The sequence below is a fragment of the Streptomyces sp. NPDC020681 genome, from assembly GCF_044334895.1.
Classification (GTDB): domain Bacteria; phylum Actinomycetota; class Actinomycetes; order Streptomycetales; family Streptomycetaceae; genus Streptomyces.
The window spans coordinates 397,593-424,012 of the sequence record NZ_JBIRTX010000007.1 but is presented as its reverse complement, the minus strand read 5'-3'; the positions used below and the strand labels follow the sequence as shown (position 1 = coordinate 424,012).

General features: G+C 70.1%; 28 protein-coding genes. 10 read left to right on the top strand and 18 right to left on the bottom strand.

Annotation, left to right across the window (positions count from 1 at the left end; all coding sequences use genetic code 11):
• Positions 1-22 precede the first annotated feature (22 nt).
• Genes ACH4YL_RS20135 through ACH4YL_RS20125 form a run of 3 tightly spaced genes read left to right on the top strand, consistent with a single transcriptional unit; the run spans position 23 to position 1,999 of the window.
• Entirely contained in the window at positions 23-874 is an 852-nt protein-coding gene (locus ACH4YL_RS20135; protein WP_398508728.1) for an AraC family transcriptional regulator, read from the top strand.
• Between the two features lie 10 nt (positions 875-884).
• Positions 885-1,694, top strand: coding sequence for an AzlC family ABC transporter permease (locus tag ACH4YL_RS20130; RefSeq protein ID WP_398508727.1), 810 nt, complete (start codon positions 885-887; stop codon positions 1,692-1,694).
• Positions 1,691-1,999 carry an AzlD domain-containing protein gene (locus tag ACH4YL_RS20125; RefSeq protein ID WP_398508726.1) on the top strand — a complete coding sequence of 103 codons (309 nt, stop codon included), beginning with the start codon at positions 1,691-1,693 and terminating at the stop codon, positions 1,997-1,999. The genes ACH4YL_RS20130 and ACH4YL_RS20125 overlap by 4 nt, the downstream gene beginning before the upstream one ends.
• 27 nt (positions 2,000-2,026) lie before the next feature.
• Here the strand turns inward: ACH4YL_RS20125 and ACH4YL_RS20120 are convergent, their stop codons facing one another.
• Complete coding sequence (locus tag ACH4YL_RS20120; RefSeq protein WP_398508725.1) at positions 2,027-2,962, bottom strand: hypothetical protein; 936 nt, start codon at positions 2,960-2,962, stop codon at positions 2,027-2,029.
• A 78-nt stretch (positions 2,963-3,040) separates the two neighbouring features.
• On the opposite strand from ACH4YL_RS20120, the gene ACH4YL_RS20115 reads away from it, so the two are divergent.
• Together ACH4YL_RS20115 and ACH4YL_RS20110 are read left to right on the top strand one after the other, a co-directional pair.
• On the top strand, positions 3,041-3,235 hold the full coding sequence (locus ACH4YL_RS20115; RefSeq protein ID WP_398508724.1) for a DUF3046 domain-containing protein: 195 nt from the start codon (positions 3,041-3,043) through the stop codon (positions 3,233-3,235).
• A 119-nt stretch (positions 3,236-3,354) separates the two neighbouring features.
• Positions 3,355-4,617 carry an AI-2E family transporter gene (locus tag ACH4YL_RS20110; protein ID WP_398508723.1) on the top strand — a complete coding sequence of 421 codons (1,263 nt, stop codon included), beginning with the start codon at positions 3,355-3,357 and terminating at the stop codon, positions 4,615-4,617.
• 37 nt (positions 4,618-4,654) lie between these two features.
• On the opposite strand, the gene ACH4YL_RS20105 is transcribed toward ACH4YL_RS20110, so the two are convergent.
• The 6 genes from ACH4YL_RS20105 to ACH4YL_RS20080 all read right to left on the bottom strand — a co-directional run bounded on the left by ACH4YL_RS20105 (position 4,655) and on the right by ACH4YL_RS20080 (position 11,664).
• Positions 4,655-5,338: a hypothetical protein gene (locus ACH4YL_RS20105; RefSeq protein ID WP_398508722.1), complete on the bottom strand. Its 684-nt coding sequence runs from the start codon at positions 5,336-5,338 to the stop codon at positions 4,655-4,657.
• A gap of 105 nt (positions 5,339-5,443) precedes the next feature.
• Entirely contained in the window at positions 5,444-7,579 is a 2,136-nt protein-coding gene (locus ACH4YL_RS20100; protein ID WP_398508721.1) for an MMPL family transporter, read from the bottom strand.
• A gap of 44 nt (positions 7,580-7,623) precedes the next feature.
• Positions 7,624-8,400, bottom strand: coding sequence for a cytochrome d ubiquinol oxidase subunit II (locus tag ACH4YL_RS20095; protein ID WP_398508720.1), 777 nt, complete (start codon positions 8,398-8,400; stop codon positions 7,624-7,626).
• 10 nt (positions 8,401-8,410) lie between these two features.
• Positions 8,411-9,685 carry a cytochrome ubiquinol oxidase subunit I gene (locus tag ACH4YL_RS20090; protein ID WP_398508719.1) on the bottom strand — a complete coding sequence of 425 codons (1,275 nt, stop codon included), beginning with the start codon at positions 9,683-9,685 and terminating at the stop codon, positions 8,411-8,413.
• A gap of 105 nt (positions 9,686-9,790) precedes the next feature.
• Entirely contained in the window at positions 9,791-10,456 is a 666-nt protein-coding gene (locus ACH4YL_RS20085) for a response regulator (RefSeq protein WP_398508718.1), read from the bottom strand.
• Positions 10,453-11,664, bottom strand: coding sequence for a sensor histidine kinase (locus tag ACH4YL_RS20080; protein ID WP_398508717.1), 1,212 nt, complete (start codon positions 11,662-11,664; stop codon positions 10,453-10,455). Before ACH4YL_RS20080 ends, ACH4YL_RS20085 begins: the two co-directional genes overlap by 4 nt.
• Before the next feature lie 190 nt (positions 11,665-11,854).
• Between ACH4YL_RS20080 and ACH4YL_RS20075 the strand changes: the two genes are divergently transcribed.
• Entirely contained in the window at positions 11,855-12,208 is a 354-nt protein-coding gene (locus ACH4YL_RS20075; protein ID WP_398508716.1) for a UBP-type zinc finger domain-containing protein, read from the top strand.
• A 28-nt stretch (positions 12,209-12,236) separates the two neighbouring features.
• Here ACH4YL_RS20075 and ACH4YL_RS20070 read toward each other — a convergent pair whose 3' ends face one another.
• Positions 12,237-13,181, bottom strand: coding sequence for a DUF5996 family protein (locus ACH4YL_RS20070; protein WP_398508755.1), 945 nt, complete (start codon positions 13,179-13,181; stop codon positions 12,237-12,239).
• A 279-nt stretch (positions 13,182-13,460) separates the two neighbouring features.
• Between ACH4YL_RS20070 and recA the strand changes: the two genes are divergently transcribed.
• Together recA and recX are read left to right on the top strand one after the other, a co-directional pair.
• Positions 13,461-14,588: a recombinase RecA gene (gene recA / locus ACH4YL_RS20065; protein ID WP_398508715.1), complete on the top strand. Its 1,128-nt coding sequence runs from the start codon at positions 13,461-13,463 to the stop codon at positions 14,586-14,588.
• A 3-nt stretch (positions 14,589-14,591) separates the two neighbouring features.
• Positions 14,592-15,164, top strand: a complete 573-nt coding sequence (gene recX, locus ACH4YL_RS20060; protein WP_398508714.1) for a recombination regulator RecX — start codon at positions 14,592-14,594, stop codon at positions 15,162-15,164.
• 223 nt (positions 15,165-15,387) lie between these two features.
• Here recX and ACH4YL_RS20055 read toward each other — a convergent pair whose 3' ends face one another.
• The 8 genes from ACH4YL_RS20055 to ACH4YL_RS20020 all read right to left on the bottom strand — a co-directional run bounded on the left by ACH4YL_RS20055 (position 15,388) and on the right by ACH4YL_RS20020 (position 21,722).
• A complete protein-coding gene (locus ACH4YL_RS20055) occupies positions 15,388-15,774 on the bottom strand; it encodes a rhodanese-like domain-containing protein (protein ID WP_398508713.1) in 387 nt (128 codons plus the stop codon).
• A complete protein-coding gene (locus ACH4YL_RS20050; protein WP_398508712.1) occupies positions 15,771-16,307 on the bottom strand; it encodes a cysteine dioxygenase in 537 nt (178 codons plus the stop codon). The genes ACH4YL_RS20055 and ACH4YL_RS20050 overlap by 4 nt, the downstream gene beginning before the upstream one ends.
• Positions 16,308-16,376: 69 nt before the next feature.
• Entirely contained in the window at positions 16,377-16,448 is a 72-nt protein-coding gene (locus ACH4YL_RS20045) for a putative leader peptide (RefSeq protein ID WP_309544753.1), read from the bottom strand.
• A 47-nt stretch (positions 16,449-16,495) separates the two neighbouring features.
• Entirely contained in the window at positions 16,496-18,100 is a 1,605-nt protein-coding gene (locus ACH4YL_RS20040) for an FAD-dependent monooxygenase (RefSeq protein ID WP_398508711.1), read from the bottom strand.
• A gap of 242 nt (positions 18,101-18,342) precedes the next feature.
• Positions 18,343-19,269: an amino acid ABC transporter permease gene (locus ACH4YL_RS20035; RefSeq protein WP_398508710.1), complete on the bottom strand. Its 927-nt coding sequence runs from the start codon at positions 19,267-19,269 to the stop codon at positions 18,343-18,345.
• Positions 19,266-19,940, bottom strand: a complete 675-nt coding sequence (locus ACH4YL_RS20030) for an amino acid ABC transporter permease (RefSeq protein WP_398508709.1) — start codon at positions 19,938-19,940, stop codon at positions 19,266-19,268. Before ACH4YL_RS20030 ends, ACH4YL_RS20035 begins: the two co-directional genes overlap by 4 nt.
• 74 nt (positions 19,941-20,014) lie before the next feature.
• Positions 20,015-20,845, bottom strand: a complete 831-nt coding sequence (locus tag ACH4YL_RS20025; protein WP_398508708.1) for a glutamate ABC transporter substrate-binding protein — start codon at positions 20,843-20,845, stop codon at positions 20,015-20,017.
• A 91-nt stretch (positions 20,846-20,936) separates the two neighbouring features.
• Positions 20,937-21,722 carry an amino acid ABC transporter ATP-binding protein gene (locus ACH4YL_RS20020; RefSeq protein WP_398508707.1) on the bottom strand — a complete coding sequence of 262 codons (786 nt, stop codon included), beginning with the start codon at positions 21,720-21,722 and terminating at the stop codon, positions 20,937-20,939.
• 284 nt (positions 21,723-22,006) lie between these two features.
• Between ACH4YL_RS20020 and ACH4YL_RS20015 the strand changes: the two genes are divergently transcribed.
• Entirely contained in the window at positions 22,007-22,714 is a 708-nt protein-coding gene (locus tag ACH4YL_RS20015; protein WP_398508706.1) for a response regulator transcription factor, read from the top strand.
• A 15-nt stretch (positions 22,715-22,729) separates the two neighbouring features.
• Positions 22,730-24,148 (top strand): sensor histidine kinase, encoded by a 1,419-nt coding sequence (locus tag ACH4YL_RS20010; RefSeq protein WP_398508705.1) that lies wholly within the window; start codon positions 22,730-22,732, stop codon positions 24,146-24,148.
• 61 nt (positions 24,149-24,209) lie between these two features.
• On the opposite strand, the gene ACH4YL_RS20005 is transcribed toward ACH4YL_RS20010, so the two are convergent.
• A complete protein-coding gene (locus tag ACH4YL_RS20005; RefSeq protein ID WP_398508704.1) occupies positions 24,210-25,208 on the bottom strand; it encodes a TAXI family TRAP transporter solute-binding subunit in 999 nt (332 codons plus the stop codon).
• A gap of 70 nt (positions 25,209-25,278) precedes the next feature.
• Positions 25,279-26,379, bottom strand: a complete 1,101-nt coding sequence (locus ACH4YL_RS20000) for a trypsin-like serine peptidase (protein ID WP_398508703.1) — start codon at positions 26,377-26,379, stop codon at positions 25,279-25,281.
• Positions 26,380-26,420 lie beyond the last annotated feature (41 nt).

Here is a 26,420-nt window from a genome sequence, read left to right as displayed (position 1 = left end):
GGTCGTGACGCAGAATGGAGCCATGGCAGCACGGGAGCAGGCGCGGTACTGGCAGTACCCGGACCTGCCCGGCGTCGATCTGCTGCACGCCCACTACATACGGAAGACGTTCGCCAGGCACACGCACGAGACGTTCGTTTTCGCCGCGATCACCGAGGGCGTGGAGGCGTTCCACTACCGCAACGACCTCGTGCAGGCAGGACCCGGGCAGATCGCGCTGGTGAACCCCGACACCTCGCACACCGGGCACGCGGGGGTCCCGGAGGGGTGGACCTATCGCACGCTCTATCCGGCCGCCGACCTGATCGAGTCGATCGCCGAGGACACCATCGCGCTGCGCGGACCGGTGGGCTTCACCAGCCCCGTCGTGGACGATCCGTACGCCGCCCGGCTCGTCGTCGAAGTGCACAGAGCGGCCGAGGAAGGCAACGCTCTGGCGGCCGACAGCATGCTGCGGCTGGTCACGGCGCGCATGCTGCGCAGCCACGGGGGCCGGCTGCCGGTGCTCCAGCCGCGCTCGGCCGGGGCGCGCAACGCGGCTCGCGCGCGGGCTCTGCTGGAGGAGCGGATGAGCGACCCGCCCTCTCTGGAGCGGCTGGCGCAGGAGCTCGGCACCAGCCCCTTCGCCCTGATGCGGGCCTTCAAGGCGGCGTACGGAATGCCGCCGCACACCTGGCTCACCGACGCGCGGGTGCGGCGGGCGCGGCATCTCCTGGACGCCGGGTCGCCACCCGCCGAAGCGGCCGTCGCCGTCGGATTCACCGACCAGCCGCATCTGAACCGCCACTTCACGCGGATTGTCGGCGTCCCGCCGGGCGCGTACCGCAAGGAGCGCGCAATTACGTACAAGACCACGGGCCCAGCCCGCACGTAACGTCCGCGACGTGGCAGAACAGACAGCTCAACCAGAGACCCGCAAACCGTCGGGGACAGATACCGCCGCCGAGCCCGTGTCCAAGCCGGACTCGGCCGTCGTACGCGACGCACTCGGCGTCGGCGTCGCCGTCGGCCTGTCCGGCTTCGCCTTCGGTGTGACCTCCGCCGGATCCGGCCTCAGCCTGTTGCAGACCTGCGCGCTGAGCCTGCTGGTCTTCACCGGCGCATCGCAGTTCGCGCTGGTCGGGGCGATAGCGGCGGGCGGCAACCCGCTCACCGCCGCGGCCGGCGCCTTCTTCCTGGGCGTACGCAACGCCTTCTACGGGATCCGGCTTTCGCAGCTGCTCGCACTGCCGCGCTTTCTGCGCCCGCTCGCCGCGCACTGGGTCATCGACGAGACCACGGCCGTCGCTCTCGCCCAGCCCAGCCGGCGCGCCGCGCGCCTCGGCTTCACCGTCACCGGTCTGACGCTGTACGTGCTGTGGAACCTGACCACGCTGCTCGGGGCTCTGGGCGCGGAAGCCCTCGGAGACACCGACGCCTGGGGTCTCGACGCCGCCGGTCCCGCCGTCTTCCTCGCGCTGCTCGCGCCCATGCTGCGTACGACGACCGAGCGCGCCGTCGCCGGGATCGCGGTCGTGCTGGGCCTCGCGTTCCTGCCGGTGCTGCCCGCCGGAGTGCCGGTGCTGGTGGCGGCGCTGGCCGCGCCCGCCGTGCTCTGGTTCCAGGGCCGCAGGAGGGCGGGCGACAGGCCGGAGCCCGCTGAGACCGAACGTAGGCGTGCAGAGACCGACCGTACGAAGGGCCAGGACCGATGAGCATCTGGATCGCGATCGCGGCGACCGTCGTCGGCTGCTACGTCGTCAAACTGGCCGGCCTGCTGGTCCCGGCCAACGCGCTCGAGCGCCCGCTCGTCCAGCGGCTGGCGGCGCTGCTGCCCGTGGCCCTGCTGGCCGCGCTCACCGCACAGCAGACGTTCAGCACGAACAGCGCGCTGGTCATCGACGCACGGGCGGCCGGGATCGGGGCGGCGGCGCTCGCACTCGTCCTGCGCGCGCCTTTCCTGGTGGTCGTCGGCGCGGCCGTGGCGGTGACGGCGGGAGTGCGGGCGCTGGGCGGCTGATACTGGGCCGCCGCCCGTGCGCGGGCGTCAGGAGATGGCGCGGCCGTGTGCGCGGAGCGTACGCAGCGCCTCGATCGTCACGATCGGCCGCGCCTCCATGGCCGTGCCCGGTGCCCACTGACGCCAGTTGATCGGCCAGCCGCCGTCGTCGCGCTGCTCGCCCTCCAGATGCTCCAGCGAGCGCGTCATCTCCTCGTCCGTGAACCAGCGCCGGGCCAGCGACTGAGGCGTACGCGCGAAGTCGTACGGGAAGTGGTGCTCGCCCGGCGCATAGCCGGGCGCGACCGGGTACTCGTCGAGCCGGTCCGGGTCGAGCGCGGCCAGCCGCTGATCGCGTACCAGCCGGCCGAGCCGGTCCGCCGCGGACTCGGCGCGGGAGCGGTCCGGGACCCCGTCCAGGAAGGCGACCGCGGCCTCGATCTCGTACGGATGGGACTTCTCCAGCGCGTCCACCGCGGCCCAGCAGAAGTCCGTGGCCCGGAACAGCCAGGCGTGCCAGACCTGATTGCGGTGCAGCAGCCCGACCACGGGCCCGGTCGCGAGCAGCTCGCTCGGAGGGTCGTCGACGATCGGGATGAACGGCGCGGCCGGATAGCCGCGCTGCGAGGGATGGATCGCGGGCAGCGCCCCGTCCCGCGTCGACACGTCCGTGAGATAGCGGCAGATCCGCTCCACACGCAGTCCGCCGCAGCGGCCGATCGAGTCGAGGACGCGCAGCGCGTGCGACGTGTGCAGGGGCTGGCTGACGGGGCCGCGCAGATCCGGTTCGAGGGCGTGGCCGTAGCCGCCGTCCTCGTTGAGGTAGGCGGCCAGGGCGGTCTCGACGGTGTCCGAGCCGCCGCCCAGAAAGTGGTACGCGAAGCGCCGCTGCTCCAGGACACGGGCGGTGAGCCAGATGAACTGTTCGGCGCGGGCGAGGGGGGACGTGGGCGAAGGCGCGGGGGTTGCTCCGGTTCCAGCCATGTTCCGACCGTAGGGCGGAAAGGGCTTTCGGATTGAGGGACGGACCGGGCTGCACCCCAGGGGCGGGATACTGGCGTCATGCGGTTGACGATTTTCTGGGAGCGGATGGCGGACCACTTCGGTCAGGCGTACGCCGACTCCTTCGCACGTGACCATGTGATGGCCGAACTCGGCGGCCGGACCGTGCACGAAGCGCTCGCCGCCGGCTGGGAGGCCAAGGACGTGTGGCGCGGGGTGTGCGCGGCCGTCGACGTCCCGTCCGACAAGCGGTGAGTGGAGGCCGGCAAACGGCCGGCCGAGGATGACAAGAGGTGAGCCCGGCGAGCGGTGTGCCGGGCGGTGGAAGTCGGGGCGGCGGATGCGCGGCGGGGCGTGTAGGCGACACTGACTCCGTGGCCCCGACCGACAAGACCGACCAGAACGTGACCCCGCCGAGCGCACCGCCCGCCGCGCCGGCGGGCGGATCCGTCGGCCCGGTCCGCATGCCCCGCTGGCTGCCGCGCGCCATGGTGCTCGCGCTGGCCCTCTACGCCTGCTTCCAGCTGGGCAGTTGGGCCTTCCACCAGCTCATCGGGCTGCTGATCAACATCCTGATCGCCTTCTTCCTGGCGCTGGCGATAGAGCCCGCGGTGGGCCGGATGGCGTCGCGCGGCATGCGGCGTGGACTCGCCACGTTTCTGGTCTTCCTCGCGGTGGTGGTCACGGCGGCCGGTTTTGTCTTCCTCCTCGGTTCGATGCTCGCGGGCCAGATCATCGAGATGGTCGAGGACTTCCCCAAGTACCTCGACTCGGTGATCAACTGGATCAACCGGAGCTTCCAGACCGAGCTGTCCCGGGTGGAGGTCCAGGAGAGCCTGCTGAGGTCGGACTGGCTGCGGAAGTACGTCCAGAACAGCGCGAGCGGCGTGCTGGACGTCTCCGCGACGGTGCTCGGCGGTCTGTTCAAGGTCCTGACGATCCTGCTGTTCTCCTTCTACTTCGCGGCCGACGGGCCGCGGCTGAGGCGTGCGGTCTGCTCGGTGCTGCCGCCGGCCAAGCAGGCCGAGGTGCTGAGGGCATGGGAGATCGCCGTCGACAAGACGGGCGGCTATCTGTACTCGCGCGGTCTGATGGCCCTCATCTCCGGAGTTGCGCACTACGTCCTGCTGGAGAGCCTCGGCGTGCCGTACGCTCCGGCGCTGGCGGTCTGGGTCGGCCTGGTCTCGCAGTTCATTCCGACGATCGGCACGTACCTGGCCGGTGCGCTGCCGATGCTGATCGGATTCACGGAGGACCCTTGGTACGCGGTGTGGGTGCTCGGATTCGTGCTGATCTACCAGCAGTTCGAGAACTATGTGCTGCAACCCAAGCTCACCGCGAAGACGGTCGACATCCACCCGGCCGTGGCGTTCGGATCGGTCATCGCGGGTACGGCACTGCTGGGCGCGGTCGGCGCGCTGATCGCGATCCCGGCGGTCGCCACGCTGCAGGCGTTCCTCGGCGCGTACGTGAAGCGCTACGACGTGACCGACGACCCGCGCGTCCACGGCCACCGCAGCCGTGTGGGCGGCGGTCAGGCGCTGGCGCGCCTGCGTGCCGTCCTCCGCAAGGACGGCGCTGCCGTCCCCGCCCAGCCCGGCCCCGACACCGCACGGGCGCCCGACGACAAGTCCTGAGCCGGGCCGCTCACGGACGCGGCTGCGGCCACGCGCCTCAGCCGCCCAAGTGCTCCCCGCCCACTGCGTCTGCCGACAACACGAGCTTGACCGGCTCCCGCAGATCCACCGGCTCGTCCGCGTACTCGTGCGGGATCAGGACCGCCGTCGGGTCGTCGGGGTCGATCGGCAGAGCCGGCGGGTCGGTCGGGTCGTAGCACGCGCGGGCTATGGCGTCGGCCGCCCTGTGGACCAGGTCCGGGGCCGGTGGGGCGGGCCAGATCGTCAGGCAGTGCTCTTCCACCGAAGCGGGCGCGTCGGGCACGTCTGACGCTTCCGGCCCGCGGCCCGCGTCCCGGCCGCGCGTCTGCACCCTGACCCGGTACCAACCCGCCCCCGATATGGCGAAGTTCCCCGCGTCCGGCACCACGTCGCCGCCCCACTGCGCCAGCCACAGCGCACCGCTCGTGCTGCAGATGCTCACGTCCACCGCCGTCTCCCACTCGTCACCGGGCGGCGGCGGCGCGTCCTGGAGCTGCTCCGTCGTCAGCGTGATCTCTCCGGTGTGTGTGCCGGAGAGCACGGTCAGATGCTCGGGGCCGCCCGCCGCCAGGCCGTTGCCCGCGTGGATGCGGCCGATGGTGTCGGCGTCGTCGTACTCGACCAGGAAGTCGTCTCCCTGCAGGTAGTACTGGCAGTACGACACCGGCATGCTGTCTGTCGTCCAACGTGTGAGGCGCATAACAGAAATGGTGCACCCTGCCACTGACAACGCCCCACACGCCCCCACAACGCCCCGACGCACGGCCGCCGTTCGGCTCGGTGACGCCGTTCGTGAGCCGGCCGATCAGGAGTCGAGGCGGTGACGCTCCAGCTCGACCTTCGGCAGTACCCCGCGCAGCCACCCCGGCAGCCACCACGCGCTGCGCCCCAGCAGCTGCATGACCGCCGGCACGATCAGGCAGCGGATGACCACCGCGTCGAGCAGGATCGCCACCGCCAGGCCCAGGCCGAACTGCTGCAGCATCCGGTCCGGGCTGAGCATGAAGGCGGAGAACACCACGATCATGATCGCCGCGGCCGCCGTGATGACCTTGCCGGTGGCGGCGAGACCTTCGCGTACCGCGCCCTGCGGATCCTTCGTACGCTCCCACTCCTCGTGGATGCGCGAGACCAGGAAGACCTCGTAGTCCATCGAGAGCCCGAAGACGATCGCGAAGATCATGACCGGGATGAACGCCTCGATCGGACCGGGTTCGACGCCGAACCAGCCCTTCTGGAAGACCAGCGTGATCGCTCCGAGCGCGGCCGCGATGGACACCAGGTTGAGGATCGCGGCCTTCAGCGGGATCAGGACCGAGCGGAAGACCAGGAGCAGCAGCAGCGCCGACAGGCCGACGACGATCGCGACGAACAGCGGCATCCGGCTCGAAACGGTGGACGCGAAGTCCTCGGTGGCCGCGGTCGGTCCGCCGACCAGCAGCTCCGCGCCCGTGGACTCCTCCAGTGGCGGAAGGACATCGTCGCGCAACCGGTCGACAAGTCGGGAAGTCTCCTCCGCCTGCGGAGCGGAGTCAGGGAAGGCGATGACCGTGGAAACCGCCACGTCCTTCGTCGGGATCGGCCCGGTGACCGCCGCGATGCCCTCGGTCTCCTCCAGCACCTGCTGCAACTCGGCCGCGGCACCTGCGCCTCCGCCGTCCGAGACCACGATCAGCGGCCCGCTGAAGCCCGGACCGAAGCCCTCCGCGAGCAGGTCGTAGGCCTGGCGGCTGGAGGTGCTCTCCGCGTCGTTGCCCGCGTCCGCGAATCCGAGGCGCAGGTCGAGCGCGGGCGCGGCCAGCGCGCCGAGCGCCACGACGGACACCACCAGGGCCGCCCACGGCCGCTTCTGCACGCCCCTCGCCCAGCGTCGCCAGCCCGCGCCCTCGACCCGGCGGGCCTTTGCCGCGCGCCCCGAGACCTGCCGCTGGATACGGGCGCCGAAGACGCCCAGCAGGGCCGGGAGCAGAGTGAGCGAGGCGGCCATGGTGACCAGCACAGTCAGCGCGACCGCGAGGGCCACTCCCTGGAGTGAGCCGAGGCCGAGGGCCACCAGCCCCATCAGGGCGATGATCACGGTGCAGCCGGCGAAGAAGACCGTACGGCCGGCGGCGTCCAGGGCGGATCGCGTGGCCTGTTCGGGGGACGCGCCGTCGAGGAGTTCGCTGCGGTAGCGCGAGAAGATCAGCAGCGCGTAGTCGATGCCGACGCCGAGACCGACCAGCATCATGATCGGCGGAGTGAAGTCGGCGACGTTCGCGAAGTGCGAGGCGAGCGCGATGAGTCCGATGGAACTGCCGACCGCGAACAGCGCGGTGATCACCGGCAGACTCGCGGCCACCAGCGACCCGAAGAGGAAGACCAGGATCACCAACGCGCCCAGAATGCCCGCGCCTTCGGCCGCTCCGCCCTCGGCCTCCTCGGCGCCGCGTGCCGCGTCACCGCCCACGGCGGTCTCGATCCCGTCGCCGGTCACGGACTCGGCCGTCTCGATGATCGTCCGCACGTCCTCCTTGGGGACGTTCTGCGCCTCGCCGTCGAGCGTGACCGTGGCGTAGGCGACCGTGCCGTCCTCGGAGACGGCCGCCGCGTCCTCGTACGGCGTCCGTACGTCGGTGACGCCCGGCAGCCCGGCGACCTTTTCGAGCATCCCCTGGACGCGGTTCTCGACGCCGTCGCTATGGATGCCGTCGGTTGCACGCACCACGATCTGCACGGTCGCATCGGCCTGCGCCGAGCCGTGTTTCTCCAGTACGGACTGCGCCTGCTGGGAATCGGTGCCGGGCAGCGAGAAGTCGTTGTGGTACGCGTTCCCCGCCGCTATGGAGACGCCGGTGATCCCGATCAGGACCACCACCCACAGGAGCAGGGCGCGTAGCCGGTGGGCGTACGAGAAGGCGGCGAGGCGCTCGAAGACGCCTGCGCGCGTTGCGGTGGTCATTTGTGATCTCCCGGTGGGATTCGGAGGGACTCGGAGGGACGGGTTCAGAGGTACGAAGGGCGGGTCACGCGGTGCCGGAAGGCGTGCCACGTCCACGCCTGGACGGCGCACAGCAGCGGTGTGACCGCCAGCAGCACAGGCACAAGGAGCGAGAGCGTCGCGCCGTCCGCCGCAGATGGGCGCAGCGGCAGTCCGCGCCCGGCGAGCAGCGGCACCGCGGCCATCAGGACACCGGTCAGCGCAAAGGACTGCCACGGGCCGGTACGGCCCACGAGCACGCGCGCGCGTTCGTAGGGCGCTCCGGTGAGCCGTACGGCCGCGAACCCGAGCCCGTGCACGGCGAACAGCGCGGCCACCGCCAGCGTGGTGAGAACGGCGGCCGGGCCGGAGGCGGGTGAGCCGGGCGTACCGCCGAACAACGCGGTCAGCAGCCAGCCCCAGGACAGCGCGAACGCCCAACTGCCGCACACCACCGCTGTGTCGCACCCGGCACGCCAGAGCCTCAAGTGCGTACGGCCGCGCAGCCACAGCCCCATGTCGCGCACGATCCAGCCGGCCAGCAGGGCGACGACGACCGCGAACTGGCCGCTGAACAGCTCTCCTTCGAGCTCTGGAAAGCAGCCGACGAGCACGCCTGCCGTGGCCACCAGCCACACCTCGTTGCCCAGGAAGAACGGCGCGAACGAGGTGATGACCAGCCGCCGCTCGGCATCGTCGCGGCCGAGATACGGCACGAGCATCCCTGTCCCGATGTCGGCGCCCGCGAGCACGAAGTATCCGGCGGCGAAGAAGCCCAGCAGCACGATGGCGAGAGTCTCCATGGCGCACTCCTCAGTAGCTCGTGGCGGGAAGGGAGTCGGCCGGGTTCTTCCGGTCCGTGCGGTCGTCGTGGCCCAGACCCGCGTCGACGGGCCCCTTACGGGCATGCCGCACGATCAGCCAGCCGTTGACGGCCGCCAGCAGCGCGAACAGGGTGGTGAACGTGATCAGCGAGGCACGCATCGCGCCGGGGGAGTGGCCGGAGACGGCGTCCTCGGTCTTCAACAGCCCGTACACGACCCAGGGTTGGCGGCCCGCCTCGCGGAACACCCAGCCACTGATCATCGCGAGGTACGGCAGCGGCACGGCCGTCATCAGCGCGAGATGCCAGAGCCGGAACCGGAAGACGACCTTCTTGAAGCAGGCCAGGACAACGCCGGCGAGGCTGAAGTACATCATCAGCGCAAAGGCGATCAGCATGATCAGCCCGGCCCCGCGCGTCCAGCTCTCCGGCGGCACATAGTCACCGGGCCCGAAGCGGGCCGCCATCTCGGCCTGGATCCGCGCGATCTCCGCGGACTTCGCACTGAAGACGGCCGACTTCATGGGCTGCATCGCGGCGAACTGAATGCCACCGAAGACGGCGGTGAACATCAGCGCTGGGAAGGACAGGAACACGCCGATCCGCAGACTGCGGCCGAAGAACTCCCACTCGGACGTGCGCCGGAAGAGGTGGTACGCGCTCACGCCGGCCATGAAGAACCCGGCGGTCAGCAGCGCCCCGCCCGCGACGTGCCCGAATGCCAGCAGCGCGTTCGGATTGGTCAGCAGCGCCCCGGCGTCGTCGAGGACCAGCTCGCCGCCCTCGGCCCGGTGGCCGACCGGATTGTTCAGAAAGCCGTTGGAGACGAGGATCCAGTACGCCGAGAGATACGCGGTGAGCGCGACGATCCAGATCATCGCCAGATGCACCCACCTGTTGAAGCGGTGCCAGCCGAAGATCCACAGCCCCAGGAACGTCGACTCGACGAAGAACGCCACGATCGTCTCGACCGCGAGCGAGGCACCGAAGACATTGCCCGCGTAGTGCGTGAGCCCGCTCCAGCTCAGCCCGAACTGGAACTCCATCACCAGCCCGGTGACGATCCCTACCGCGTAGTTGATGACGTACAGCTGGCCCCAGAAGCGCACCATGCGGGCGGGCAGCGGACGGCGGCCGATCGTCGCCACCGTCTGGAGGCAGGCGACGACAGTCGCGAGCCCCAGGGTGAGCGCCACGAACAGGAAGTGGCCGCCCGCCGTGAGGGCGAACTGCAGCCGCGCGAGGTCGAGCGTCTCTGGGGTCACCCCGAGAGCGTCGGGGTACGGCTGCGGGCGGGGCGTCGGCCGGCGGAGGACACCCGGCATACCCCATGAGTTGTGGCCGTCCTTCCGTAGGTACTACGGAAGTTGCTAGGCCATCCAGCCCGGAGTGATCATCCCGGACTCGTACGCCAGGATCACCAGCTGCGCACGGTCCCGTACATCCAGCTTCGTCATGATCCTGCTGACATGCGTCTTCGCAGTGGCGGGGGAGAGGACGAGCCGCTGTGCGATCTCGTCGTTGGACAGGCCGGCCCCGACCAGTCCCATCACCTCGCGCTCCCGCTCAGTGAGGGCGTTGAGGCGCGGGCTCGGGTCGGGCCGGGGGCTGCGGCCGGCGAACTCGGAGATCAGCCGCCGGGTGACGGCGGGCGCGATCAGGGCGTCGCCGCGGGCCACCACCCGTACGCCGTGCAGCAGTTCCATCGGTTCGGTGTCCTTGACGAGGAAGCCCGACGCGCCGGCGCGCAGCGCGCCGTACACGTAGTCGTCGACGTCGAAGGTGGTCAGGATGACGACGCGGACGTCCGCCAGACGCGGGTCGGCGAGGATCCGGCGGGTCGCCTCAAGGCCGTCGACGCCGGGCATCCGGATGTCCATGAGCACGACGTCCGGGCGCAGTTCGCGGGCCAGGGCGACGGCCTGCTCGCCGTCGGATGCCTCGCCCACGACCTCGATGTCGGCCTCGTCGGCAAGGATTGATCGGAAGCCGGCCCGCACCAGAGTCTGGTCGTCGGCGAGCACCACGCGAATCATTCGGTCCCCCTCAGGTCCTGTTCAGGACCCAGCGGCAGCCGGGCGCTGACCCGGAAGCCGTCTGCTGTGTTGCGTGCGGTCAGTTCGCCGCCGAAGGCCTTGGCGCGCTCGGCCATGCCCATGATGCCGCTGCCCAGTGACTGCGCGTCGGCCGAGCCCTGTCCGTCGTCGTCGATCCGTACGCGGACGTCGTGCTCGGAGTAGGCGATGGTGATCAGCGCGGTGCTCGCGTTCGCGTGCCGGGTCACATTGGTCAGCGACTCCTGCACGATCCGGTAGGCGGCGAGGTCGACCGGCGGCGGCAGCGGACGGGGCGTGCCCTCCGTGCGCGTACGGACCTCGATGCCGGTTGCGCAGGCCCGTTCGACGAGCTCGCCGAGCCGGTCGAGCCCGGAGACGGGCGCGGTCGGCGCGGCCTCGTCGGCCTGCCGCAGCACCCCAAGGGTGGAACGCAGCTCGCGCAGCGCGTCCTTGCTGGTGCTCTTCACCGCCTCCAGCGCCGCCTCGGCCGCGGCCAGCGCGTCGGCGGGCTGCGGCTGCTTGCTCAGCTTGTGCAGTACGGCGCTGGACTGGACGTTGATCAGCGAGATGCTGTGGCCGAGCACGTCGTGCAGCTCGCGGGCGATCCGCAGCCGCTCCTCGGTGGCGCTCTGCCGGGCCCGCGCCTCCTGCTCGCGCTCGGCTGCCAGGGCGCGCTGCTCGACCTCGTGCAGATAGGCGAGACGGGTGCGCTGGAGGCGGCCGACGGCGACGAGACTGATCAGCCAGCCGGCGAGCATCACGAGCGAGGTGTCGTCGATCTGCCGGTTGCCCTCGCTCTGCCGCACCTCGCCGAGGCCGACGGCGAGCAGGGTGATGGCGGCGAGCGCGACGGCGGCGGTGAAGCGGCCCTCGGCGGCGACGCTGTAGAGCGCGAGCGCGAAGGTGATCATCAGCGGGCCGTCGAAGGAGCTCAGCGGGTAGTAGGCCGCGCAGGCGGCCAGCGTGACCACGGCGACGGCGACGGGCCGGCGACGCCGGAAGTAGAGCGCGCCACAGCCCACCGCGATCAGGGCCCAGCCGATGAGCGTGGCGGCCGGCGACTCGCTCTCGTACTGCGACATCACCGCGGTCCAGACGACCACGACGACGCTGACCAGCAACGTCACGACCGCGTCGGTCGCACGCGCGGACAGGCGGCTGCCCGGGGCGCGGGAGGGGAGGGCCATGCCTCGAAGGATAGGCGGGCGCGGCACTGTTGTGACCGAACGCTTCAGCCGTGGACCGTGGGCCCGGGGTGATCGAGGCGCTCCGTGCTGCCCCCGCGGTTACGATGCCAGAAAGGGCAGGTCGCCGGTCCCGGCACACCGAGCCGGCCCCAAGGACACCTGCACCGGCCTCAGCAGAGAGGCATGGCTCATGGCAAAGGACCAGATCCCAGGGGTCGATCCAACGGCGACTCCCAGCGGGGACGGCTGCGTGGAGTGCCTGGAGGGCGGCGGATGGTGGTTTCACCTGCGCCGCTGTGCGGCGTGCGGGCACATCGGATGCTGCGACTCCTCACCCGAGCAGCACGGTACGAAGCACGCTCGCGAGGCGGGCCATCCGTTCCTGACCAGCTTCGAGCCGGGCGAGAGCTGGACCTGGAACATCGAGACCGAGGAGTACTACGAGGGGCTGGAACTGCCCGAGCCCACCTCGCATCCGGCCTCCCAGCCGTCCCCGGGGCCGCTGGGCAAGGTCCCCGCGGACTGGCAGCAGCAGCTCCGCTGACCGCGCCGACTCTGCAGATTCACTGGATTCACTGGAGTGGGGCCGCCAGCAGTGGGTCGGTGATCCCGCCCGGAGAGGCGAGCCGGGGGATGTCCCAGCCCGTGTGCCGGGCTCCGGCGAGGTACGCGCTCTCGTAGAAGGCGAGTACGGCGGAACGAGGGTCGCTCTCGGCACGGGCCTCGGCGTACGGCAGCACGGCCAGATGGCTGTCATTGCGCGGGACCCAGTGCGCCGACGCGGGCACGAGCGGTTCGCCGGCCAGTTCCGCGGGCTCGGGTGCGGTGTAGGAGTAGAAGGCCGGTTCGCCCATGGCCTTGTCACCGAACCAGAATCCGAAGCTGATGAGCTCTCGGGAGTAGGCCTCCCGCGTTACGGGATCGACCTGCGGCGACTGGTCGGCATGGCGCCCGGAGAACCGGGTGTGGGCGACGTCGAAGCTGTGCCAGAAGTGGTGGACGGGGCTGGCCTTCCCCGCATAGCCGGCCGCGAACTCCTCCAGCACCAGCGTCACTTGGCTGAGGACCTGCCAGTAGCGGTTGGCCTGGGCGGGGTCGTAGCCGGCGTGCTCGGTGTCCTCGGCGAACGGCCGGTCGGCATCGGGCAGGTCGTACGGCCGGGGAAGCCGGATGCTCACGTCGATGCCCAAGTCGGCCAGTGCCTCAAGGGTGTTGCGGTGGAACGACGCCACGGACTGGCCCTGGAGCGGGAAGGATCTCGCCCGGCCGTCCAAGGTCGCGACGACCAGTTGATGGCTGACGAAGTCGAAGTCGATGGTGAAGACCGGCCGGCCGTCGGCCCGGCCCGTCGGACGGGTGGTCATGCCACGTCCGGTGAGATGGAACGGAACGTTCCACCAGTGATTGCGGCGGACGCTCGCGGCGAGCCGGATCTTGCCTACGACCTGCGCGAATCGGTGCAGCGTCTCTTTGGTGTCCTGCCACTGAGCGAGTGGCATCGGCGGGAACAGCTCCATCGCGTTCCCCTTCCTGCGTGGCACTGAGGTTCCTGCGTGGTGCTGCGCTTCCTGCGTGGTGCTGCGGCCGGGCCCCTTCATGATGGCCTCCGCTTACGCCGACGGCACCCGCTCGCGTGGTGCGCTTGACACCAAAATCGAACATCCATTCTCATGGAATTCCGGCCCTCGGTTCCGGGAGTTGTCCACAGGCGGGAAGGACGCCGGGGCCCATTGTCAGTGGCAGGGGATAGCGTCTTTGACGTGAAGCGATCGACTCAAGCAAATCGGGTGGAACCCATGGCAGGTACCGACCGCGAGAAGGCGCTCGACGCCGCGCTCGCACAGATTGAACGGCAATTCGGCAAGGGCGCGGTGATGCGCCTCGGCGAGCGGCCGAACGAGCCCATCGAGGTCATCCCCACCGGGTCGACCGCGCTCGACGTCGCGCTCGGCGTCGGCGGCCTGCCGCGCGGCCGTGTGGTGGAGGTGTACGGCCCGGAGTCCTCCGGCAAGACGACCCTCACGCTGCACGCGGTGGCCAATGCCCAGCGGCTCGGTGGCTCGGTGGCCTTCATCGACGCCGAGCACGCCCTCGACCCCGAGTACGCGAAGAAGCTCGGCGTCGACATCGACAACCTCATCCTGTCCCAGCCGGACAACGGTGAGCAGGCGCTCGAGATCGTCGACATGCTCGTCCGCTCCGGCGCTCTCGACCTGATCGTCATCGACTCCGTGGCGGCCCTGGTGCCGCGCGCCGAGATCGAGGGCGAGATGGGCGACTCGCACGTCGGTCTGCAGGCGCGGCTGATGAGCCAGGCGCTCCGGAAGATCACCAGCGCGCTGAACCAGTCCAAGACCACCGCGATCTTCATCAACCAGCTCCGCGAGAAGATCGGCGTGATGTTCGGCTCGCCGGAGACCACGACCGGTGGCCGTGCGCTGAAGTTCTACGCCTCGGTGCGGCTCGACATCCGCCGTATCGAGACCCTCAAGGACGGCACGGACGCGGTCGGCAACCGCACCCGCGTCAAGGTCGTCAAGAACAAGGTCGCGCCGCCCTTCAAGCAGGCCGAGTTCGACATCCTCTACGGCCAGGGCATCAGCCGCGAGGGCGGTCTGATCGACATGGGCGTGGAGAACGGCTTCGTCCGCAAGGCCGGCGCCTGGTACACGTACGAGGGCGACCAGCTCGGCCAGGGCAAGGAGAACGCCCGTAACTTCCTGAAGGACAATCCCGATCTCGCGAATGAGATCGAGAAGAAGATCCTGGAGAAGCTCGGCGTCGGCGTGAAGCCGGAAGCCCTGGCGGCGGAGCCGGGCGCGGACGCGGCCGGTGCGGCGGCTCCCGCAGAGGACGCGGCGAAGTCGGTGCCCGCGCCCGCCACCAAGGCCAAGGCGGCCAAGACGGCGGCGGCCAAGGGGTAGCGGGTGGCCCGGCGAACCGAATGGCCGGGCGACAGCGCCGACTCGTCGAGGGCCGAGAAGGAGCTGTCGCCCCAGGATCCGGTTGAGCGGGCGCGGGCGATCTGCCTGCGCCTGCTCACCGGGACCCCGCGCACCCGCAAGCAGCTCGCGGACGCGCTGCACAAGCGGGAGATCCCCTCGGAGGTGGCCGAGGAGGTCCTCTCCCGTTTCGAGGACGTGGGACTGATCAATGACGCGGCCTTCGCGGACGCATGGGTGGAGTCCCGGCACCACGGCCGTGGGCTCGCGCGGCGGGCGCTGGCGCGGGAGCTGCGCACGAAGGGCGTCGACTCCGCGCTGATCGACGACGCGGTGGGGCAGCTCGACTCCGACCAGGAGGAGGAGACGGCCCGCGAGCTGGTCGCCCGCAGACTCCGAGCGACCCGAGGCCTGGAACGGGACCGCCGCCTGCGGCGCCTCGCGGGCATGCTCGCCCGCAAGGGCTACTCGGAGGGGATGGCGCTGCGAGTGGTCAAGCGCGCGCTGGAGGAGGAGGGCGAGGACGTGGAGGACCTGGACGGGGACGGGGGCCTCTAGGGCCTGTCCGGCCGATCCTCGGGCCGATCCTCCCGTCGCTCCCGTCGCTCCCGTCGCTCGGCCCGAGCGGGGCCGATGCGGAGCGTGCGTCGCGGGCTCCCGCGCGGACCGGCGGTGCGCGCGCAGCGCACTTGCGCCTCCAGGTCGCCCCGTGCCCGCGCCCCGCCCGTACTTCCGCGCCCAGCGCCCAGGAGGCTCGCCCCCTCCCTGTCGCCGTGTGGTTCTACCCCTCGACCGGCAGACCCGCCGACTTCCAGGCCTGGAAGCCGCCGATCAGGTCGGTCGCGCGGTGGATGCCCAGCTGCCGCAGGGAGACCGCCGCGAGCGAGGAGGCGTAGCCCTCGTTGCAGATCACCACGACCCGCAGATCGTGGCTGACCGCCTCCGGCGCGCGGTGGCTGCCCTGCGGGTCCAGCCGCCACTCCAGTTCATTGCGCTCCACCACCAGCGCACCGGGGATCAGACCGTCCCGGTCGCGCAGGGCCGCGTACCGGATGTCCACCAGCAGCGCGCCGTCCGCCGCCTCCTCGAAGGCCTGCTTCGGCTCCACACGGTCCAGGTCCTCCCGGACCCGCTCCAGCAGTTCGTCGATCCCGATCCGGTCGCTCACTGCCAGTCCTCCGGTCGCTCGACCTGCTCAAGCCGGAGCACCGCGCCCGAGCGGCTGAAGCGGCGGATCAGCGGCAGCGGCGGGTAGTACGCATGGACCGATACGGCGTGCTCGGTGAACGACTCGTTGAGCACCTCGTGCACATGGTGCTGACCGAAGGCCCGGCCCTGGCCCGCGCCCAACCGCCGTTCGCGGTCGACCCCTTCGTGCAGTTCCAGCGTCTTCCAGCCGCTTGCCGGCAGACGTACGGCGAGCGAGTTCTCCTTCAGCTCTCCGGCGGCGGTGGCGAACGCGCCGTGCGACTCGGCGTGGTCGTGCCAGCCGGTGCCCGTGCCCGGCGGCCAGGCGATCAGCCAGGCCTCACTGCCGCCCGGACCTTCGAGCCGTACCCAGGTACGGCCTTCGGGGTCGAGCGGCAGCGAGGCGATGAGTTCTTTGTCGGCGGCGGAGCGCCGCACGAAGTCGAGCAGATCGGCGGCGGTCGGCGCGCTCGGATCACGGGTGGTGACAGCCGCGGAGAGAGACTGGGACACGGGAACCGTCCTGGGAGTTCGCTGGAGAGCGCGCAGGCACGGCGGCCCACAGCGCGGGGAAGAGGCGAATCAGCAGGACGGGCGACACACGCAGCCCGCATAGCGGACGAGGTCCATATGGACCCTCCGCCACAGGCGCACATCGGTGTCGGTCACGCTCCGGAGTACACCATGCGGGTCCTCGAGGGTCAATTGATGTCCGCAGTGCGGTCACTACGGACCGCTGACGGAGATCCGGGAGCCCCGCCGCGCGCCGCGTCCGCCGCCGAGTACAGCTCCGCGGGCCGCACTCCGGCGAACGCCGCGACCAGGTGCCCGTCCGGCCGCACCAGCAGCACCGTGTGCGCCGACGCACCCGGATAGCTCTCTGTCACCAGCAGCTCGGCACGTACCGGCAGTGCGGTCACCGCAGCCGCCAGCCGTGGCATCACTCCCGCGGTCATCCAGTGCCGCCGGTCCCACACCCCTGTACCCGGCGCGACCAGCATCACCAGCAGCCGGCCGCGGCCCAGCCGGTCCCGCAGCCGGGCGCTCGTCCCGTCCGGCGTCGTCACCCGCACGTCCGAGACCGGAGCGCCCGCCTCGGTGCCGACGAAGGTCTGCGAAGGGGCGTACCCGGGTGCGAGAGGAGAGTGCGTGTAGACGGGGGGCGCACCCAGCGGGCCGTGCCCCAGGTGGCCGTCGGTGAGCAGGATGTCGTGGCCGCGCGCGGCACCCGGCAGATACGTGCGCAGCCCGCTGCCGCCGCGCAGTATCGGCAGCGACTGGTCGGCGGCACGCAGCCGGGAGGCGACGGCGGCCCGCCGTTCCGCCTGATAACTGTCCAGCAGCGGCTCGGAGATGCCGTGGTGCCAGCTGTGCGCCAGCTTCCACGCCAGGTTGTCGGCGTCCCGCAGCCCCTCGTCGAGCCCCTGTGTGCCGAGTGCACCGAGCAGGTGCGCCGCGTCGCCCGCGAGGAAGGCCCGGTCCACCCGCCAGCGCCGCGCAAGCCGGTGGTGCAGCGTGTAGACCCCGGTGTCCAGGAGCTCGTACGGAGGCGTCCCGCCGCACCAGCCGGCGAGCGTGTCCCGGACGCGGGCCACCAGGGTGTCGGGCGTGACCAGTTCGCCGCGTGGCGGCAGCAGCCAGTCCAGCCGCCAGACGTCATCCGGCAGCGGCCGGGCGGTGACCTCCTCGCCACCGGTCCGCCAAGGCGGCTGACGGTGCAGCAACGCCTCGTCGGGCCACGGGAGTTCGGTGCGCAAGGTGGCGACGGCATGCCGCTCCACCGCCGTACGGCCCGGGAAGCGGATGCCGAGGAGTTTGCGGATCGTCGACCTGGCTCCGTCGCAGCCGACCAGATGGCTGCCGCGCCACCATGTCGCCTCCGGCCCGCGGGTGTGGACCGTGATTCCGCGCGCATCCTGCTCCAGTGAGTCGACGCGGCTCTCGGTGACCAGCTTGATCAGCGGCTCGCTGCTCACGGCGTTCCGCAGACCACGAGCCAGCGCGTGCTGCGGGATGTGCAGCGGCGCGGGCGTCTCGTCGACGCCTAGTGCCAGCTGCCGTACGTCCTGCTTGCGCCGCATGGAGCGCCAGCCGGTCCAGCGTGCCCCTTCGTCACGGAGGGTGGTGCAGCCGAGCCGCTCCACCATCGCGGCCATATCGGACCGCAGCACCACCGTGCGGGCAGGTCGTGGCCCTTCCTTGCCGGGACTCTCGTCGAGCACCACAGAAGGGACGCCTTGCTGCGCAAGGGCCAGCGAGAGCGCGAGACCGACCGGTCCCGCGCCCACGATGATCACCGGGTCCACGGCGTGACTCCTGGGGCCCGAAGGGTTGTGCGGAAAGGTGCGAGGGGAGCCCGGTGCGCGATCACAGAACGTATGCAACCTACTGCGAGTGCTTGCGTCAAGCGGCGCACGCAGTGGCGCGTGCGTCACTGCCCCGCGCTCCGTCTGCAGGTTGAGTATCCGTCAGCTCCGGCCCTCTCCGGTGCACAAGAAACGGCGGGTGGCATTCCTGCTGCCACCCGCCGCTGTCTCTCGTGTTCTGCCTAGAGGGATCCGTCAGCGCCCGCGATACCGCCGCTGGCGTGGTCCGTCACGTGGCCCGGGGCGTTGAGCTCCTGGACGTCGTCCGCTCCGAGGACCGCTCCGGTGCCCTTCTTCGTCCGGCGCGCCCGGCCCTCCAGCCAACTCGCGGCGCTGGTGAGCAGGTAGTTCAGTGCGATGAAGATCAGCGCGATCACGGTGAGCGTGGCGATGGTGTTCGCGCCGTAGTTCGCCGGGATCGTGCGGTACTGCGACATCAGCTCGGCGAGGCCGAGCAAGGCGCCGCCCAGGGCGGTGTCCTTGACGATCACCACGGTCTGGCTGACGAGGGCCGGAAGCATCGCCGTGACCGCCTGCGGCAGCAGTACGTACGACATGGTCTGGCCCTTGCGCATACCGATCGCCTTCGCGGCGTCGGTCTGGCCGGACGGCAGGGAGAGGATGCCTGCCCGCACGATCTCGGCGATGACCGAGGCGTTGTAGAGCACCAGGCCGGTCACCACCGCGTACATCGGCCGGATCTCCGACTCGATGTCCGTGAACTGGACGAACATCGCCTGGGCGAAGAACATCAGGATCAGCACGGGGATGGCGCGGAAGAACTCGACGACGGCACCCACCGGAACGCGGATCCACCGGTGCTCGGAGAGCCGGCCGATGCCGAGGATCGCACCGAGCGGCAGCGCGATCACGATGGCGAACGCCGCCGCTTTCACGGTTAGCCAGAGACCAGGCAGCAGGTAGGTCGACCACACCTCGGAGTCCGTGACGAACGGACTCCACTTGTCCGCCGCCAGCTGGCCCTTGTCGGCCATGAGCGACAGCGCCCACCAGATGACGAGCCCGAGCGCGACCAGGAACAGGATCGTGAAGAGGATGTTCCGCCGCTTGGCGCGAGGCCCGGGGGCGTCGTAGAGAACGGAGGTCATCGCTTCACCGCCACACGCTTGGCCACCCAGCCCAGGATCAGGCCGGTCGGGAGGGTCAGAACGATGAATCCGAAGGCGATGACTGCAAAGACGGCGAAGAGCGCGTCGGCCTCGTTCTCGAGCATTTCCTTCATCAGCAGTGCGGCCTCGGCGACACCGATCGCCGCTGCCACGGTGGTGTTTTTCGTCAGCGCGATCAGTACGTTCGCCAGCGGTGCGACGACCGAGCGGAATGCCTGCGGGAGCACGATGAGGGTCAGCACCTGGAAGAAGTTCAGTCCCAGCGCGCGGGCCGCCTCCGCCTGTCCGACGGGCACGGTGTTGATGCCGGACCGCAGCGCCTCGCAGACGAAGGTGCCGGTGTAGGCGATGAAGCCGAGGACGGCGAGCCGGAAGCCGATGTCCTTGAAGTTGTCTGCGCCCATCTTGAATCCCAGCGTCTGGTTCAGGACCAGCGAGCAGGAGATGATGATCACTGTCAAGGGGGTGTTACGGACGCAGTTGACGTAAATGGTGCCGAAGCCCCGCATCAGCGGGACCGGGCTTACCCGCATGGCGACCAGGATCGTGCCCCAGATCAGGGATCCGATGGCCGAGTACAGGGTGAGTTGAACCGTCACCCAGAAGGCGCCGAGCAGGTCGTACTGCCCAGAATCAAGAAAATCGAACACGTTGCCCCGCGCTCTCCCAGGGTTGGCTGGTGGAGCGCGCCGCCGGCATCGGCCGGCGGCGCGCCTCCGCTGACTCAGCTGCCTTCAGTGATCTGCGGTGCAGGCTCGTTCTTGTAGTTGGCCGGGCCGAAGTTCTTCTGCACGAACTTGTCCCAGGAGCCGTCGTCGACCATCTTCTTCAGGGCGGCGTTGATCTTCGTCTGAAGGTCCTTGTCGCCCTTCTTCAGGCCGATGCCGTAGTTCTCGTTGCTCAGGTTGAGGCCCACCAGCTTGAACTTGCCCTGGTGCTCCTTCTGCGCGGCGTAGCCGGCCAGGATGGAGTTGTCGGTCGTCAGCGCGTCGACGGCCTTGTTCTCCAGACCGGTCAGGCACTCCGAGTAGCCGCCGAACTCCTGCAGGTCCGCCTCGGGCGCCAGCTTTTCCTTGACGTTCTGGGCCGAGGTGGAGCCGGTCACCGAGCACAGCTTCTTCTTGTTGAGGTCGGTGGCCTTGGTGATGGAGTTGTCGTCCGTGCGGACCAGCAGGTCCTGGTGGGCCAGGAAGTACGGTCCGGCGAAGTCGACTTCGGCCTTGCGCTTGTCGTTGATCGAGTAGCTGGCGACGACGAACTTGACGTCACCGTTCTTGATCAGGTTCTCGCGCTCGGCGCTGGGCGCCTGCTTGAAGGTGATGTCCTTGGCGTCGTAGCCGAGCTCCTTGGCGACGTACGTGGCGACGTCCACGTCGAAGCCGGAGAAGGTGCCGTCCGGGGTCTTCAGACCGAGGCCGGGCTGGTCGTACTTGATGCCGACGGTGATCTTGCCGCCGCCGTCACTGCCCGAGTCGCTGTCGCCGCCACAGGCGGTCGCGGTCAGGGCGAGGACGAGGGCCGCGGCGGCCGCGGCGCTTGCCTTTTGCAGCTTCATGATGAACATCCCTTTTGTCGTAACTCGCCGGTCGCGCCGGTCGTCGGTGTGCAGGATCGCCGGTCGTCAGTGGTGCAGGATCGGCCGGTCGTCAGTGGTGCAGGATCTTCGACAGGAAGTCCTTAGCACGATCACTGCGCGGATTGCTGAAGAACTCGTCCGGAGTGGCCTCCTCGACGATCTTGCCGTCCGCCATGAAGACGACGCGGTTGGCGGCGGACCTGGCGAAGCCCATCTCGTGGGTGACAACAACCATCGTCATCCCATCCCGCGCCAACTGCTGCATGACCTCGAGAACCTCATTGATCATCTCGGGGTCCAGGGCCGAGGTGGGCTCGTCGAAGAGCATGACCTTCGGGCCCATGGCCAGCGCCCGTGCGATCGCGACGCGCTGCTGCTGGCCACCGGAGAGCTGTGCCGGGTACTTGTCGGCCTGCGAGCCGACGCCGACGCGGTCGAGCAGCGACCGCGCCTTCTCCTCGGCGGCCTTCTTGTCCGTCTTGCGGACCTTGACCTGGCCCAGCGTGACGTTCTCCAGCACGGTCTTGTGCGCGAAGAGGTTGAACGACTGGAAGACCATGCCGACGTCGGCGCGCAGCCGGGCCAGCTCCCTGCCCTCCTGGGGCAGCGGATTCCCGTCGATCGAGATCGCGCCGGAGTCGATCGTCTCCAGGCGGTTGATGGTGCGGCACAGCGTGGACTTACCGGACCCGGAGGGTCCGATGACGACCACGACCTCGCCACGGGCGATGGTCAGGTCGATGTCCTGGAGCACATGCAGCGCGCCGAAGTGCTTGTTGACGTTGCTCAGCACGACCAGGTCGCCCGACGCGGGTACGGCGTCCTCGGTGCCCTTGGTCACTGACACTCCGCTCATCGGCTTACAGCTCCGTCCTCCTCGGTTGGGAGGACCCTAATCACGCGGTGCGACCAGCGTCATTACATCTGAGGGGAAATTGAGCATAACGATCCGGCCGCGGCCTGACACTATGCGTGAACAGGATGCCGAACGGCGTACCGGGTGCGTAACGGAAACGGGCATGTATCGGGAAGGCCCTTGACTGTCCGGGCGGGAATCAGCCTTGATGCCCTGGTACGCACGCCGACGACCGCAGACCGCAGACCGCAGACCGCAGACCGCAGAACCACAAGAGGGGGGCCATGAGACTGCTGCTCGTCGAGGACGACGACCATGTCGCAGCCGCCCTGTCCGCGGTGCTCGCCCGCCACGGCTTCGAAGTGGTGCACGCCCGCAACGGCGAGGAGGCGCTGCACGCCGTGCTGCCCGCCGCGCATCCGAACAAGCCGCCCTTCGGAGTCGTACTCCTCGATCTGGGCCTGCCCGACCAGGACGGCTACCAGGTGTGCGGCAAGCTCCGGAAGCTCACATCGACCCCGGTGATCATGGTCACCGCGCGGGCCGACGTACGCTCGCGGATCCACGGGCTCAACCTCGGCGCCGACGACTATGTCGTCAAGCCGTACGACACCGGTGAGCTGCTGGCCCGTATCCACGCCGTCAGCCGGCGCAACTCGGCCGGGGACGAGACGGCCGCGTCCGGCGACGACCAGGCGCTGCGGCTCGGCCCGGTCACCATCGAACTGCCCACCCGCCGGGTCAGCGTCGACGGCGCCGCGGTGCAGCTCACCCGCAAGGAGTTCGACCTGCTGGCGCTGCTCGCCCAGCGGCCGGGCGTCGTCTTCCGCCGGGAGCAGATCATCAGCGAGGTCTGGCGCACCAGCTGGGAGGGGACCGGCCGCACGCTCGAGGTGCATGTGGCGTCCCTGCGCTCCAAGCTCCGGATGCCGGCGCTGATCGAGACCGTGCGCGGCGTCGGCTACCGGCTTGTCGCGCCGGCCGGCGTGTAAGGCCCGAAAACCCCGGTGCGTACCCGACTTCTCCCGCTGCTCATCGTGCTCATGGCCGGCGTGCTGCTCGCGCTCGGCTTCCCGCTGGCCGTGAGCCTCGCGGCGGCGGAGCAGCAGCGCGTCGTCGTCGACCGGATCGACGACACGGTGCGCTTCGCGGCGCTCGCGCAGTTCGTCACCGAAAGCTCGGGTCTCGACGAGCGGCGCTCCACGCTGCGACAGCAGCTCGAGCGGTACAGCGAGACGTACGGCATCAAGGCGGGCGTCTTCTACCGCGACGGCGACACCATGGCTCAGGCGCCCGCGGACTGGTCCGTGCCGCCGGAGGGCGAGGGCCGAGAGGCCTTCAAGGACGCCCTGTCGGGGCGGCGCAGCCAGGACCCTCCGCAGGTCTGGCCGTGGCAGCAGGACGGAAGGCTGGTCGTCGCCTCACCCGTCGTACGCGACGGGGACGTCATGGCCGTCGTGTTCACCGATTCGCCCACCGGCCAGCTGCGCTCCCGTGTGCTGCGCGGCTGGCTGCTGATCGGCGCGGGCGAGAGCGCGGCGATGCTGCTCGCCGTCGGCGCCGCCGTCCGTCTGACCGGCTGGGTGCTGCGGCCCGTACGGGTCCTGGACGCGGCCACCCACGACATCGCGACCGGGCAGCTGAACTCCCGGGTCGCGGCGGCCGGCGGACCGCCGGAGCTCAGACGCCTGGCCCGCTCGTTCAACGAGATGGCCGACAACGTCGAGGACGTGCTGGAGCAGCAGCGGGCCTTTGTCGCCGACGCCTCCCACCAACTGCGCAACCCGCTCGCCGCACTGCTCCTGCGCATCGAGCTCCTCGCGCTCGAACTGCCCGAGGGGAACGAGGAGATCGCCTCGGTCCGCACCGAGGGCAAGCGCCTCGCCCAGGTTCTGGACGACCTGCTGGACCTGGCGCTGGCGGAGCATTCCGCAACGGATCTCCAGCTCACCGACATCGGCGAGCTGGCGGCCGAGCGGATCGCCGCCTGGCGTCCGCTCGCCGACGAGAAGGGCGTCCGGCTCACCGAACACGGGGCCGCGGTGACCGCCTGGGCCGATCCGATCGCGCTCTCCAGCGCCCTGGACGCGGTGATCGACAACGCTCTGAAGTTCACGCCGAGCGGCGAGGAGGTCGTTGTCGCGGTCGGCTCCAACGGAGACACGTCGACGATCGTGATCACCGACTGCGGCCCGGGGCTGACCGACGAGGAGCTGTCCCGCATCGGCGACCGCTTCTGGCGCAGCGGCCGCCATCAGAACATCAAGGGTTCGGGCCTCGGCCTGTCCATCACGCGCGCGCTGCTGTCGGCGGGCGGCGGATCGATCGCGTACGCGCACCACGAGCCGCAGGGGCTGAAGGTGACGGTCAGCGTCCCGCGTACCTCTCCGAAGGCCGACCTGTCGCCTGCGTCACCGATGGCCTGACGCTGCTCGTACGGCCATGGCTCGGACGAGCCCTCGGCTCATGCCCAGGACGAGCCGTCGCTCATGGCTTGGACGAGCTGTAGTAGCGCCGGGCCCCTTCGTGCAGCGTGAGCGGATCGGTGTATACCGCCGTCCGCAGATCCACCAGCTGCGCCGGGTGGACGGTTGTGCCGATGCGGTCCCGGCTCTTGATCACCGTACGCGTGAAGCCCTCGGCCATCGCCGGATCCATCCGGTCGGTGGTCACCAGCAGGTTCGCCACCGCCATCGTCGGGACGGGAAGTCCGCTCTGCGCCTGCAGATAGGCGTCCGGAGGCATCACGGACGGGCGGTAGTAGCTGGTCGCGTCGCTGGTGATGTGCAGCCGCTCGACGACTTCGGCCTCCACCGGGACAAGCCGGATCTGGAAGCGCTCGGACAGTTTCTGCACGCTGTTGGTCGGCAGCCCGCCCGACCAGAAGAAGGCGTCCAGCTCACCGCGCTCCAGCTGGCCCGGGACGGTGTCTATGCCGGCCGGGACCGGGGTGATGCCGCGCTCCGGGTCGATGCCGGATGCGATCAGCAGCCGCTCGGCGACCAGCCGCACGCCGGACCCCTCCTGGCCGACGCCGACCTTCTTGCCACGCAGATCCTCGATCGTGTCCAGCGCCGAGTCCCTGGGCACGACGATGTGGACATAGTCGTCGTACAGCCGCGCACAGCCCCGCAGCCGCTCCGCGCCCGGCTTACCGTCCCGCTTGTACTTGGCCACGGCGTCGGCGGTGGCGATGGTGAAGTCGGCCTCGCCTGCCGCCACGCGCGCGAGATTCTGCTGCGATCCCTCGCTGAGCTCCAGGTCTATGTCCACGTCGGGAAGATCGCGGGCCAGCGCCTCCTTCAGCAGCACTCCGTACCGCTGGTAGACGCCGTTCTGCGATCCCGTACTGAAGGTGATCGATCCGCGCGGCGTCGACTCGCCGATCGGCGGCAGCCACCACAGCAGCAGCCCGAGCGCCACGAGGGCGGCCGCCGAGGCCTGAAGGGCGCGGCGGCGGCTGATGGGGGTGAGAGCCGGGGGCATGGGGGCGATCCTGCCAGCTCACTCCCTGTAATGGCCAGGCCCGGCCCGGCCGGCGGGCCCAGCACGGCGGTCAGACGAAGTTGACCGCGGCCCGGCGCAGCAGCGGATCGTCGACCAGCTGCCAGAGCGGTACGGCGTAGTTCCCGAAGCCGTAGCGGCCGCCGAAGTGGAGGCCGAGTACGCGGTGGTCCATGAGGTCGAAGACCGGCGAGCCGCTGTTGCCGCCGAGCGTGGAGCAGTCGTGCATGACGACGGTCCGCTCGGGACGGAACTCGGTAGTGGTGCCGGGCTGGAGGCGCTTGACGTTGTAGATGTCCATGAAGATCCGGCGCATCGATTCAGGTTCGTTGCGGCGGCCGTCGTACGCGGGGTAGCCCACGCAGTACACAGGGTGTCCGGTCAGCTCGGCGGGCGCGTCGGCGGCCACCGCGAGCGGGGCCGGCAGTGCGGTGCCGGCCGCGGCCGGTGCGACGCGCAGCAGGGCCATGTCGACGTCCTCGTGGATGCCGAGCACCTCGGCGATCTCGAAGGCGGGCCCGCCGTCCACCGCGAGCACGCCGTCCGCCGCGGGCCCGGCGTCCGTCGCGGGTGCGCCGTACTCCTCGGCCATGTCGATCCTGGCGCCCATGCCCTGCCGGAAGGCCCAGCCGGCACCGTCGCCGAGCGCGAACTCGGCCGCCACATGACGGTTGGTCATGACGACGTCGGGGCCCACGAGGAAGGCGGTGCCGACCCAGTCGAGGCTGGCGTGACCCGATACCTCGACGCGGCCGACGCGCGCGATCGACTCACGGATCGCCGCCCGGTGGCCGTCCAGGACCGCCCAGTCGCCCGCCTGCGAGGCGAAGTCCTGGTTCTGGACGAGGATGGCGGGCCGGCCCTCCAGCAGGACGATGGCCTCCATGCCGAAGGCCTCGTCGTCGCTGATCTCGTCCGTACGTCCGTCGGCGAGCTTCTCCAGACCGTCGGCCCCTGCCGACAGCACACGGTCCCGCTCCTGCTGGGCGAGCTGCGACAGCTGCTCGGCCGGCCGCTCGTCGGCGGGCAACTCCTGCGCCGACTCCGGGACTTCCTGCCACAGTCCGTCCCGTACGCGTTGCGCGACCTCGCGCAGGTCCGTGAAGACCTGCCCGGGGTCGGTGGCCACCGGTGACCTGCTGCGACTGCCCATATCGGTCTCCTCGATCCCTTGAGTCGATTCCGTTGATCCGA

Excerpts from the sequence above, each read along its gene's own strand:
- ACH4YL_RS20135 (WP_398508728.1), top strand. The coding sequence starts at position 23 with ATGGCAGCACGGGAGCAGGCGCGGTACTGGCAGTACCCGGACCTGCCC.
- ACH4YL_RS20125 (WP_398508726.1), top strand. The coding sequence starts at position 1,691 with ATGAGCATCTGGATCGCGATCGCGGCGACCGTCGTCGGCTGCTACGTC.
- ACH4YL_RS20120 (WP_398508725.1), bottom strand. The coding sequence starts at position 2,962 with ATGGCTGGAACCGGAGCAACCCCCGCGCCTTCGCCCACGTCCCCCCTC.
- ACH4YL_RS20115 (WP_398508724.1), top strand. The coding sequence starts at position 3,041 with ATGCGGTTGACGATTTTCTGGGAGCGGATGGCGGACCACTTCGGTCAG.
- ACH4YL_RS20105 (WP_398508722.1), bottom strand. The coding sequence starts at position 5,338 with ATGCGCCTCACACGTTGGACGACAGACAGCATGCCGGTGTCGTACTGC.
- ACH4YL_RS20100 (WP_398508721.1), bottom strand. The coding sequence starts at position 7,579 with ATGACCACCGCAACGCGCGCAGGCGTCTTCGAGCGCCTCGCCGCCTTC.
- ACH4YL_RS20095 (WP_398508720.1), bottom strand. The coding sequence starts at position 8,400 with ATGGAGACTCTCGCCATCGTGCTGCTGGGCTTCTTCGCCGCCGGATAC.
- ACH4YL_RS20085 (WP_398508718.1), bottom strand. The coding sequence starts at position 10,456 with ATGATTCGCGTGGTGCTCGCCGACGACCAGACTCTGGTGCGGGCCGGC.
- ACH4YL_RS20080 (WP_398508717.1), bottom strand. The coding sequence starts at position 11,664 with ATGGCCCTCCCCTCCCGCGCCCCGGGCAGCCGCCTGTCCGCGCGTGCG.
- ACH4YL_RS20075 (WP_398508716.1), top strand. The coding sequence starts at position 11,855 with ATGGCAAAGGACCAGATCCCAGGGGTCGATCCAACGGCGACTCCCAGC.
- ACH4YL_RS20070 (WP_398508755.1), bottom strand. The coding sequence starts at position 13,181 with ATGGAGCTGTTCCCGCCGATGCCACTCGCTCAGTGGCAGGACACCAAA.
- recA (WP_398508715.1), top strand. The coding sequence starts at position 13,461 with ATGGCAGGTACCGACCGCGAGAAGGCGCTCGACGCCGCGCTCGCACAG.
- ACH4YL_RS20035 (WP_398508710.1), bottom strand. The coding sequence starts at position 19,269 with ATGACCTCCGTTCTCTACGACGCCCCCGGGCCTCGCGCCAAGCGGCGG.
- ACH4YL_RS20025 (WP_398508708.1), bottom strand. The coding sequence starts at position 20,845 with ATGAAGCTGCAAAAGGCAAGCGCCGCGGCCGCCGCGGCCCTCGTCCTC.
- ACH4YL_RS20020 (WP_398508707.1), bottom strand. The coding sequence starts at position 21,722 with ATGAGCGGAGTGTCAGTGACCAAGGGCACCGAGGACGCCGTACCCGCG.
- ACH4YL_RS20015 (WP_398508706.1), top strand. The coding sequence starts at position 22,007 with ATGAGACTGCTGCTCGTCGAGGACGACGACCATGTCGCAGCCGCCCTG.
- ACH4YL_RS20005 (WP_398508704.1), bottom strand. The coding sequence starts at position 25,208 with ATGCCCCCGGCTCTCACCCCCATCAGCCGCCGCCGCGCCCTTCAGGCC.
- ACH4YL_RS20000 (WP_398508703.1), bottom strand. The coding sequence starts at position 26,379 with ATGGGCAGTCGCAGCAGGTCACCGGTGGCCACCGACCCCGGGCAGGTC.